Raw genomic sequence first — 9094 nt, forward strand, 5'->3', positions numbered from 1 at the left:
ACGTTGTCTTTCGTACTTGTTTCAAAGGAGAAACAGGGTGGTTGCGGCCTTATATAGTCCGTCCCTAGTTTAGGGGCGGACTTTTTGCGTGAAAGTCCCGGACAGCAGCCTTGAATCTCCCATGCTTGCATGGGAAATTCAAGGATATTGGACGGGCAAGACGACATGAGCAAGTAGGGCAATAGCCCGGATTGCGAATGTCGTCGGCAGCTGCGGGAGCGCCAACGGCGCAAAGACAAAAACCGCACAAGCAACAAAGGAGGAGAAATCAATGAAAGTATTCAAGAAAATCATGAATGCAGTAGCAGCAGTGGAAAATTGTATTCTTGTAGTATCCACCCTGCTGATACTGATCCTGACAGTGGGAAATGTTTTTTCCCGTAAAGTCATCCATCGTTCCTGGTCCTTTACCGAGGAGCTTGTAGTTGCAGTCTTTGTTCTTATTACCTTAATGGCTGCCGCACTTGCATGTCGCGAAGGAGAGCTGGTCAACCTGTCCTTGGTTACAGACCGTCTTCCCAGGAAGCTGAAAAAACCATCCGTAATCCTTTCCACTGTACTTTGCATTATTTTTACTGCCATCTTATTCTGGTTTGGCATGGACAAAGTAATCACACAGCTGGAGAACGGCAAACGTACCTTCGTACTGAACTGGCCGGAATGGATTTTCTGGTCCTTTGTTCCAATCGGATCCGGATGCATGATCTTACATTTTATTGAATATTGCATTGACTACTGTACTGATAAAATCAAGAAGGAGGATAAATAAATGATAAGCGCAGTTCTTTTTGTTTCATTTTTTGTTTTCCTGATCATGGGTGTGCCCATTGCAATCTGTCTGGGCCTGTCCTCTGTGTGTGCAATTTTGTACTCTGGAACCTCCCTTACTATTGTGGCAACCAACATGTATGCCGGAATCAGCAAATTTCTGCTTCTGGCAATTCCGTTTTTCGTACTTTCCGGAAATATCATGGCGAAAGCCGGAATTTCCAAAAGACTTGTTAAATTCGTTGACACCTGTGTGGGACACAGAAGAGGCGGTATTGCAATCGTATGCGTTATTGTAGCCTGCTTCTTTGGTGCAATTTCCGGTTCCGGCCCGGCAACTGTTGCAGCCCTTGGCGCAGTTCTGGTTCCGGCAATGGTGGAAAGAGGCGGCTTTAGCGCACCATTTTCTACTGCGCTTATGGCCACCTCAAGCTCCATCGCTATTGTCATTCCGCCAAGTATCGCATTCGTTGTATATGCCTCCATTACAGGCGTATCCATCGCAGATATGTTTATGGCAGGTATTGTACCTGGTATTCTGATGGGCGTTGCACTTGTTATCGTAGTTATGGTGGAAGCCAGAAGAAAAGGCATCCAGCCGGCACAGAAAAAAGCCACAGCCAGAGAACGCTGGGATGCATTTAAGGATGCTTTCTGGGGCTTCCTTATGCCGATCATTATCCTGGGCGGTATTTACGGCGGCGTTTTCACCCCAACAGAGGCAGCAGCTGTATCCGTTGTATATGGTCTGTTTGTAGGTATGGTAATCTACCGTGAAGTAAAATTAAAAGACCTGTTTGACCTTTGTGTTGACTCTGCAAAAACAACCGGAGGAATCATGCTGATCGTAGCATGTGCTTCCCTGTTTTCCTATGTATGTACCAAATTCGGTATTGCAGATGCAGCTTCCCAGCTTCTTGGAAGCATTGCACATAACCAGTTTACCTTCCTTCTGATCGTAAACATTATCTTCCTTATTGCAGGCTGCTTCATTGATGCAAACTCTGCAATGTACATTTTCATTCCGGTTATGCTTCCGGTATGCAAAGCACTTGGCTATGATGTGGTAGCCTTCGGCGTTATGGCAACTGTAAACCTGGCAATCGGACAGGTTACCCCTCCTGTAGGAGTCAATCTGTTTGTGGCAATCGGAATCAAGATCAAAAAAGGCATGGAGGTTACCCTTCAGGAAATTTCCAAAGCCGTTATGCCTATGCTGGCAGCATGTATTGCTGTGCTTCTGGTTGTAACCTATATTCCGGTTACCTCAACAGCACTGCCAAAAGCTCTTGCGAAAAACGGTGCTTATTCCGGAGACTCCGCTTCCGGCGAAAACGGTTCCACCGCAGCCTCTGCAGCTGGCGAGGAGGATCATTCCTTCAATGAAATCGGTGACTACAGCGACCTTGGCTGGGAGGAAACCACCTGGAACTTTACCTGCTCTACAACAGAAACCTCTACCTGGGCAGATGGCGGCCGTAAGTTTGGCGAGCTGATGGAAAAAGCCACAGGGGGAAAAGTAAAGGTAAATGTATATGCAGCAGATCAGCTGACAAACGGAAACCAGTCCGAGGGAATCCAGGCATTGATGAACGGAGATCCGGTACAGATTTCCATGCATTCCAATCTGATCTACTCTGCTTTTGACCCAAGATTCAACGTAGTATCCCTGCCATTTATCTACGACTCTGTGGAAGATGCAGATGCCAAGTTTGACGGTGAGGCAGGAGAAAAATTAAAGGAAATCCTCAGTGAGTATGGTCTGCACTGTATGGGAATTGCAGAGAACGGCTTCCGTGAGCTTACCAACAGCGTCCGCGAGGTAAAATCCGTAGAGGATATGAAGAACCTGAAAATCCGTGTGGCAGGCTCCAACCTTCTTATGGAATGCTATAAGAGATGGGGAGCAGACGCTACCAACCTGAACTGGTCTGAAACCTATACCGCACTTCAGCAGAACACAGTTGAGGGCCAGGAGAATCCCCTTCCGGCAATTGATGCAGCCAGTGTGCAGGAGGTTCAGCCATACTGCTCCATGTGGGATGCAATTTATGACTGTCTGTTCTTCTGCATCAATCAGGACATTTACAATGGACTGACTCCTGAGCAGCAGGCTGTTGTAGACGAGGCTGGTCAGAAAGCAGTAGAGTATGAGCGTTACATTAACCGTTCCGGCGATGAAGAGATTATGGATCGCTGGGCAGAGAAAAACGGTGTAACTTTTACTCAGAAAGAGGATATGGATATTGATTCCTTCAAAGAGGCTGTAGACGGTATTGACCAGTGGTTTGTAGAAGAACTGAAGAAACAGGGCTATGACGATGCAGAAGAGCTGGTGGAGGCATTTGCAGGAATCGGTGATTACAGCGACCTTGACTGGAAGGAAACCACCTGGAACTTTACCTGCTCCACAACAGAAACCTCTACCTGGGCAGAGGGTGGTCGTAAGTTTGGCGAGCTGATGGAAAAAGCCACAGGTGGAAAAGTAAAGGTAAACGTATATGCAGCAGATCAGCTGACAAACGGAAACCAGTCCGAGGGAATCCAGGCATTAATGAACGGAGATCCGGTACAGATTTCTATGCATTCCAATCTGATCTATTCTGCCTTTGACCCAAGATTCAACGTAGTATCCCTGCCGTTTATCTACGACTCTGTGGAAGATGCAGATGCCAAGTTTGACGGTGAGGCAGGAGAAAAATTAAAGGAAATTCTTAGTGAGTATGGTCTGCATTGCATGGGAATTGCAGAGAACGGCTTCCGTGAGCTTACTAACAGCGTCCGCGAAGTAAAATCCGTGGACGATATGAAGAACCTGAAAATCCGTGTAGCAGGCTCCAACCTTCTTATGGAATGCTATAAGAGATGGGGAGCAGATGCTACCAACCTGAACTGGTCTGAAACCTATACCGCACTTCAGCAGAACACAGTTGAGGGCCAGGAGAATCCCCTTCCGGCAATTGATGCAGCCAGTGTGCAGGAGGTTCAGCCATACTGCTCCATGTGGGATGCAATTTATGACTGTCTGTTCTTCTGCATCAATCAGGACATCTATGACGGACTGACCCCTGAGCAGCAGGAGGTTGTGGACAAAGCAGGAAGAATGGCAGTGGAATATGAGCGTTACATTAACCGTTCCGGTGACGAAGAGATTATGAATCGCTGGGCAGAGAAAAACGGCGTAACCATTACCCAAAAGGAAGATATGGACATTGATTCCTTTAAAGAGGCTGTAGACGGCGTAGATCAGTGGTTTGTAGAAGAACTGAAAACCCAGGGCTATGACGATGGCCAGGAGCTGGTAGACGCATTCAAGTAAGTATCTAAAGAAAAACACCTTCTGAGATGGGAGAGCATTTCAGAAGGTGTTTTTTTACAATAATCCTGCAATTCTCAGGGAACACCATACCAGCAAAAGGGCCATAACCCCGTTCATCAGCTTATAATGTCCACTGTAAAACCGCTTTAGCATATTTCCTGCAAACGCCCAGATCAGATTTCCCAGTGCCCCGAGAAACATCAGATACACCGCAAACCCAAACAGTATGGGAGCTTTTGTCTCATAAGGCAGAATATAAGCGGAAAACATAGTCAGTCCATAAATGATAATCTTCACATTCACCAGCTGCAGGAAATAGCCCATGAGCCAGGTGGGCTTTTTCTCCTGTACCGCATCTGAGGGCGGAAGTCGGCGCCAGGTCTGCCATGCCAGATACAGCACATAGGCAGCACCCAGATATTTCATCACAGGCTGGATTCCCGGAACCACCTTTCCAAGGGTGCTGCAGAACAGTCCGGAAAGACACATCAAAGTAAGAGAACCGCTCCAGATTCCCGTCATAAACCGCAGATTCCCGGAAATTCCATATTTGCTTGCCGTGGAAAGCAGCAGGATATTATTTGGCCCCGGTGACCACACTGTGAGAATGGCAGACAGGGTCATTTCAATAAAAACAGATAAAGGTATGGAAATCCCCTCCTTTGGTATTTTGGCAGGATGCGTACAAATTATGATTTCCTGTATCGTAACACAAAATTGCCCGGATGTATATAGAATATTCGAACCATAGCACGAACGGCTTTTTGAACTTTTGACACTGGTATCATTAAATATTTGTAAAATTCAAGCAAAATGGAAATAGATATGATATAATACAGAAAATAACGAGGCCGTGAGCAGATTCAGAGCTTAACAGCATCAGATATAAGGAGGAATTGCAATGCTGAAAACCTGGATACCGGAAGAGATACCGGAAAAAGATGAACTGAAAAAACGAATCAAGGAAGCAGGAGAGAAGCTTTACCAGCAGCAGATGAAGCTAAAGGAGCATAAGCTTCCGGTGCTTGTGCTGTTTGAAGGCTGGAGTGCATCCGGCAAGGGAAGCACCATCGGTAAGGTGATCAAATACATTGATCCTCGATTTTTTAAGGTGGCTACTATGTCCAAGCCTACAGAGGATGAGCTGCGCAGACCGTTTCTGTACCGCTATTTCAACCAAATCCCGGAAGCTGGCAAATTTACCTTTCTGGATTCCGGCTGGATGGAGCAGACCTGTAAGGACTGCCTGAATGGATTAGAGGAGGAAGCTTACACACAGCGGATTGAGAGTATTAAGCATTTTGAGCGGCAGCTTACAGATAATGGTTATCTAGTACTGAAATTTTTCATGGAGATTGATAAAAAAGAGCAGACAAGCCGCATGGAGCACCTTCACAAGGATCATGATACCAGGTGGCGTGTAAATGATTTTGACAGATGGCAGAATGAACACTACAAACGCTGCCAGAAGGTTTTTGACCGCTATCTTACAGACACCAACACCTCTATTGCACCCTGGTATATCATAGATGCTGCAGACAGAGGCTGGGCGGAGCTTCAGGTGCTTGAGACAATGGTAAATAATATTGACGTTGCCCTGCAGAACAGCGCCCACAGTGCGCCTCTTCTTCCAAATGTTTTTCCTCTTGTGAAAATGCCCCGGCTTTCTGAAATCGAACTGGCAGACAAGGTGATGGAAGATGAGGAATATAAGAAGGAGCTGAAACATCTGCAGAAAAAACTGGGAGAGCTTCATAACCGTCTGTATCGGAAGCGTGTGCCTGTGATCATTACCTATGAGGGCTGGGATGCAGCCGGAAAGGGTGGAAATATCAAGCGAATTACAGAGGCTCTTGATCCCCGTGGCTTTGAGGTTCATCCTATTGCCAGCCCGGAGCCTCATGAAAAGGCACGTCATTATCTGTGGCGTTTCTGGACAAGACTGCCTAAGGATGGCCATATTGCTATCTTTGACCGCACATGGTACGGCCGTGTGATGGTGGAAAGGCTGGAGGGCTTCTGCAGTGAAAATGACTGGAAGCGTGCTTACAATGAAATCAATGAGTTTGAGAAGGAGTTGTCTGACTGGGGTGCTGTGATTATTAAATTCTGGGTTCAGATTGATAAGGATACCCAGCTTGCCCGCTTTACAGATCGCCAGAATAATCCGGAAAAACAGTGGAAAATCACTGACGAGGACTGGCGCAACCGCGAGAAATGGGACGCCTACGAAACCGCCGTAGACGAAATGCTCACCAAAACCAGCACCGCCTACGCTCCGTGGCACATTCTGGAATCCGTGGATAAGAAGTATGCGAGAATTAAGGCACTTAAGATTGTAATCAAAGAATTGGAGAAAGTATTGGGATAGATATTTCAATAGGGACGCATCCGGGCACCTGTTATTCCACGCAGGTCGGTGCAACGCTCCGGTGAACTAACTGCTAACTACGACTAAATCGTTCAGGATAGCCTTCACGATTAAGTCTTCGTAAGCAGTGGATTTCACCTTCGCTAAGAACGCACCTGAAATGACCTGCTTAGGAATAACAGGTGCCCGGATGCTGTGTACTGGATGGAACTGATGAGTACAAGGGAAGTTTATATAGGGCTTATACCGGATTATAAGAGGATGGGTTACGCATGCTTTACAGATGAGAAAATCACCCTGTGTCAATATAGCAGATACTTAATTTTTGCTGTATTACCAGTTGTCGATAACCAGCGATTTTGCAAGGTATATTCATGTAGCAGGCCATTTCAGGAGCGTCTTTAGTGGAGGCGAGATCCGATGGTTACGGAGACTTAGGCGCGAAGGCTCTCCTGAGCGTCTTAGTCGAAGTTACCAGCTAGCTTGCCGGAACGTTGCGACGGCCTGCGGTGAATATACCTTGTAAAAGCGCGTACGGGTAACGGCATACATCATGCCCTCAAATAATTCCTCATAGTCTTCAGCGCATTTTTCTCCAACCTGCTGACCTGCGCCTGGGAAATCCCAATCTCCTGGGCCACTTCCATCTGTGTTTTCCCCTCATAGAAACGCAAGTCAATAATATGCCGCTCCCGCTGATTCAGCCTGTTAATCGCCTCCCGCAGGGAAAGGTTCTCCACCCAGTTTTCCTCCCGGTTCTTCTTATCACTGATTTGATCCATCACGTAAAGGGTATCCCCACCCTCCGTATAAACCGGCTCAAACAAACTCACCGGATTCTGAATGGCATCCATCGCATAAACAATGGTCTCCTTCTCAATCCCAATCTCGTTGGCAATCTCCGCAATGGTCGGCTCCTTCAGATTATTCTTCATGTAAGTCTCTTTCGCATAAATCGCCCGGTAAGCAATATCCCGCAAAGACCGGCTCACCCGAATACTGTTGTTATCCCGGAGATACCGCCGGATTTCCCCAATGATCATAGGCACTGCATAAGTAGAAAATTTTACATTCAATGTAGTGTCAAAATTGTCGATGGCCTTAATCAACCCAATACACCCGATCTGAAAAAGATCATCCATATTTTCACTGCTCCCTGAAAAACGCTTGATCACACTGAGAACAAGCCGCAGATTTCCTTTAATATAAAGCTCCCTGGCCTCTTCATCACCCTCTTTGATCCGGCGAAAAAGTTCCTCTTTTTCCTCTGCTTTCAATACCGGAAGCTTCGACGTATTAACTCCGCAAATTTCAACTTTGTTAAGTGCCATTTTATGAATCCTCCTTTTTGTGCATAAGTAAACGGATTAATAAAATGATTCTCATGCCGGAGGATAAATATTCTTTTTTCGGGAAAATATAAAAATTATTGCCCCTTGACAATTTAAAACCATATTGCAATGAGCTTAGCAGGTTTCATAGTTTGTAACTCCTGACTGGTGTTATATTTTGCCTGAATTTGGCTGTATTAGTCTTTTTTACAGCAATGCTTTTCATCAATCTCTACTAAAATAATGTCATCCCCAATCTGCCGGATGCAGTTCCAGGGAATGACATACTCGCTGGCCGGACCCCAGAAACAGAAGCAAAAGCTCCCGGGTCCCGGAACCACAATAGCCGTAATACACCCGCTTTCGCAGTCAAACTCCACATCCACCGGGCAGCCCAAAGTACGGCAGGTACAGATATTGATCACTTCTTTTTGTTTTAATTCGCAGATACGCATGCAAAATACCTGTTTTTTATGAGATTATGCAAAAATTCTGAAAATATGCCCAGAGTTTGTTGACACACTTTCTATATTTAAAGTATAATAAAAATTAAGAAATTCAGTTCGTTTTATGTTACCGAATGAAAAGATTGGTGCTGGTTCTGGCAAGTGAGAAAATACCTGTAAAAGTGCCAATGAATTGCTCCTAAAAAATGAGGAATACCTAATATAAAGTGATGCCGCCAACAAGCGGCATGTCCGTTTTGAAAGGCTGATACATGGGAGCGAAAAGGAGGGAGACAAGTTCATATGAGATGCCCATATTGCAATCAGGATAATACAAGAGTAGTAGATTCAAGACCAGTAGAAGAAACTAATTCCATCCGCCGCAGAAGATTGTGCGATTCCTGCGGAAGGAGATTTACTACATATGAGAATGTGGAGATCATTCCGCTGACGGTCATCAAGAAAAATCTGAACCGGGAGCAATACGACCGCAACAAACTGATCAACGGCATCCGCCGCGCCTGCTATAAGCGTCCCATCGCCAGCGAGAAATTAGAAGCCATGATCGACGCCGTAGAAGGCGACATCTTCGACACCGAAGAAAAAGAAATCTCCAGCACCAAGATTGGCGAAATCGTCATGAGCCACCTAAAAGACCTGGATTCCGTCGCCTACGTGCGCTTCGCGTCCGTGTACAGGGAATTTAAAGATGTAAGCACCTTCATGGATGAATTGAAGAAGTTCATGAACTAAGAAAATCCCCCGCCGTAGAGCGGGGGATTTTCGCTACGCAAACGGAGCGAAGCGGAGTTCGCGGTTCCCGCCCCCGCCGTAGAGCGGGGGATTTTCGCTACGCAAA

The 9094-nt window shown here is 46.2% G+C and carries 7 protein-coding genes and 1 other annotated feature (1 of these 8 running past the window's edge); of the genes, 4 read left to right on the plus strand and 3 right to left on the minus strand.

Annotation, left to right across the window (positions count from 1 at the left end; translation table 11 throughout):
• Positions 1-69 (plus strand) — a binding site (T-box leader) (it extends 176 nt beyond the left edge of the window).
• 202 nt (positions 70-271) lie between these two features.
• Together OCV70_RS15340 and OCV70_RS15345 are read left to right on the plus strand one after the other, a co-directional pair.
• Positions 272-769: a TRAP transporter small permease gene (locus OCV70_RS15340; protein ID WP_186901713.1), complete on the plus strand. Its 498-nt coding sequence runs from the start codon at positions 272-274 to the stop codon at positions 767-769.
• The gene (locus OCV70_RS15345) at positions 770-4087 is read left to right on the plus strand and encodes a TRAP transporter large permease subunit (RefSeq protein ID WP_262579847.1); all 3318 of its coding nucleotides are present in this window, start codon (positions 770-772) and stop codon (positions 4085-4087) included.
• A gap of 54 nt (positions 4088-4141) precedes the next feature.
• Here OCV70_RS15345 and OCV70_RS15350 read toward each other — a convergent pair whose 3' ends face one another.
• The gene (locus OCV70_RS15350) at positions 4142-4711 is read right to left on the minus strand and encodes a LysE family transporter (RefSeq protein ID WP_262579848.1); all 570 of its coding nucleotides are present in this window, start codon (positions 4709-4711) and stop codon (positions 4142-4144) included.
• 277 nt (positions 4712-4988) lie between these two features.
• Here OCV70_RS15350 and pap point away from each other — a divergent pair, with 277 nt between their 5' ends.
• Positions 4989-6458, plus strand: coding sequence for a polyphosphate:AMP phosphotransferase (gene pap, locus OCV70_RS15355; RefSeq protein WP_195587400.1), 1470 nt, complete (start codon positions 4989-4991; stop codon positions 6456-6458).
• A 551-nt stretch (positions 6459-7009) separates the two neighbouring features.
• Here the strand turns inward: pap and sigG are convergent.
• Complete coding sequence (gene sigG, locus OCV70_RS15360) at positions 7010-7789, minus strand: RNA polymerase sporulation sigma factor SigG (protein ID WP_021926492.1); 780 nt, start codon at positions 7787-7789, stop codon at positions 7010-7012.
• Positions 7790-7986: 197 nt separating this feature from the next.
• Complete coding sequence (locus OCV70_RS15365) at positions 7987-8244, minus strand: PRC-barrel domain-containing protein (protein WP_021926491.1); 258 nt, start codon at positions 8242-8244, stop codon at positions 7987-7989.
• Between the two features lie 294 nt (positions 8245-8538).
• Between OCV70_RS15365 and nrdR the strand changes: the two genes are divergently transcribed.
• Positions 8539-8988: a transcriptional regulator NrdR gene (nrdR, locus tag OCV70_RS15370; RefSeq protein WP_021926490.1), complete on the plus strand. Its 450-nt coding sequence runs from the start codon at positions 8539-8541 to the stop codon at positions 8986-8988.
• Positions 8989-9094: the final 106 nt, after the last annotated feature.

The organism is Blautia acetigignens, assembly GCF_025566865.1.
GTDB classification, from domain to species: domain Bacteria; phylum Bacillota; class Clostridia; order Lachnospirales; family Lachnospiraceae; genus Blautia_A; species Blautia_A acetigignens.